A 1933-nucleotide genomic window follows, 5' to 3' on the forward strand; every position below is an offset into this window, starting at 1 on the left:
CCCGTCGGTGCCGTAGAACGCCAGCGCCGCCATCCGGTGGCCGACCAGCGCGCCCGGATCCGCGCCCGGCGCCGGGCGGCCGGTCACGACCCGGCCGGCGGCCTCGTCGATCCGGGCGTCGAGGGCCTCCCGCTGGGCGGTCAGCCGGCCGATGCGTTCCTGCAGGCCGGTGATGGTGCTCCGGTACGTGGCCAGCGCCGCCGCGCACACGTCCGCCTCCCCGGCCCCCGAGGCGATCGACTCCACGAACGGGCGGGTCTCCTCGACGCTGAGCCCCAGCGCCATGAGCTCCCGGATCTGCGCGACCAGCCGTACGGCGACAGGGTCGTACTCGCGGTAGCCGTTGCCCAGCCGCCGCGGCACGACCAGCCCGGCCGTCTCGTAGTACCGCAGCGCCCGGACCGTCGTCCCGGTCCGCCGCGCCAGCTCACCCACCCGCATCCGCAGACCCTAAACCCGCACCCCCGGGTACGGGTCAAGGTGTTCATCATCGCCCTTCCGCAACCCGTCCCCACTGGCCAGGCTGGCCCCATGACGAAGATCGAAAGCGTGACCGGACGGCAGGTGCTGGACAGCCGCGGCAACCCGACGGTGGAGGTCGACGTGGTGCTCACCGACGGCTCCCGGGGCCGGGCGGCGGTGCCGTCCGGGGCGTCGACCGGCACCCACGAGGCGGTCGAGTTACGCGACGGCGACCCGGCCCGCTTCCACGGCCGTGAGGTGCGCCGGGCGGTCGCCGCCGTCAACGGCGAGATCGCCGCGGCGGTGACCGGCCTGGACGCCGAGGACCAGGCCCGGGTGGACCGGACCATGACCGAGCTCGACGGTACGCCCGGCAAGTCCCGCCTCGGCGCCAACGCGATCCTCGGCGTCTCCCTGGCCACCGTGAAGGCCGCCGCGCAGGCGCATCACCAGCCGCTCTACCGCTACGTCGGCGGGGTCGGCGCCCGCCTGCTGCCGGTGCCGATGATGAACATCGTCAACGGTGGCGCGCACGCCGACAACCCGCTCGACTTCCAGGAGTTCATGATCGCGCCGGTGGGCGCGCCGACCTTCTTCGAGGCGGTCCGGATGGGCGCCGAGGTCTTCCACACCCTGAAGAAGTCCCTGGCCGCGGCCGGCCACAACACCAACGTCGGCGACGAGGGCGGCTTCGCGCCGGGGTTCGCCACCGCGGACGAGGCCCTGGAGTTCGTGCTGCGGGCCATCGAGGACACCGGCTACAAGCCCGGCACCGACATCACCATCTGCCTCGACCCGGCCGCGTCGGAGTTCTTCTCCGGTGGCCGTTACCGCTACGCCGGCGAGGACCGCGACCGTACGGTCGAGGAGCAGGTCGACTACCTCGAGGCGCTGCTGGCCCGCTACCCGATCAGCTCGCTGGAGGACCCGATGGCCGAGGACGACATCACCGGCTGGCAGCTGCTGACCGCCCGCACCGGCGACCGGGTCCAGCTGGTCGGCGACGACGTCTTCTGCACCGACGCCGAGCGGCTGCGCGCCGGGATCGAGGGCGGCTACGCCAACGCCATCCTGGTGAAGCTCAACCAGATCGGCACCCTGACCGAGACACTGGCCACGGTGGACGCGGCCCACAAGGCCGGCTACCGGGTGGTCATGTCGCACCGCTCGGGCGAGACCGAGGACACCACGATCGCGGACCTGGCGGTGGCGGTGGGCTGCGGCCAGATCAAGACCGGCTCACTGTCGCGTTCGGACCGTACGGCGAAGTACAACCAGCTCATCCGCATCGAGGAGGAGCTGGGCGACACCGCCCGGTACGCCGGCTGTCCTTGACCGTGGGCGGGCGGGGCGGCACGCTGCGAAGGATGACGATCACCCGCCGTACCCTGCTGGGAGCCGCCGCCGTCGCGGGCGGCGGCACCCTCGTCCCCGGAGCGGCCCAGGCCGCGCCCCGCCGCGCCGTCCGGCC

2 protein-coding genes are annotated in these 1933 nt (G+C 73.4%); one reads left to right on the forward strand and one right to left on the reverse strand.

Annotation, left to right across the window (positions count from 1 at the left end):
* Window positions 1-441, reverse strand: a 441-nt coding sequence (locus AB0C29_RS46090) for a MerR family transcriptional regulator (protein ID WP_360834378.1), incomplete at its 3' end; no start/stop codon positions are given.
* Between the two features lie 90 nt (window positions 442-531).
* On the opposite strand from AB0C29_RS46090, the gene eno reads away from it, so the two are divergent.
* Window positions 532-1797 (forward strand): phosphopyruvate hydratase, encoded by a 1266-nt coding sequence (gene eno, locus AB0C29_RS46095; protein WP_360834380.1) that lies wholly within the window; start codon window positions 532-534, stop codon window positions 1795-1797.
* Window positions 1798-1933 lie beyond the last annotated feature (136 nt).

Source organism: Actinoplanes sp. NPDC048791, from assembly GCF_040650095.1.
Classification (GTDB): Bacteria; Actinomycetota; Actinomycetes; order Mycobacteriales; family Micromonosporaceae; genus Actinoplanes.

What these genes read in the sequence shown, in the direction of transcription:
- eno (WP_360834380.1), top strand. Translation starts at nt 532, where the DNA reads ATGACGAAGATCGAAAGCGTGACCGGACGGCAGGTGCTGGACAGCCGC.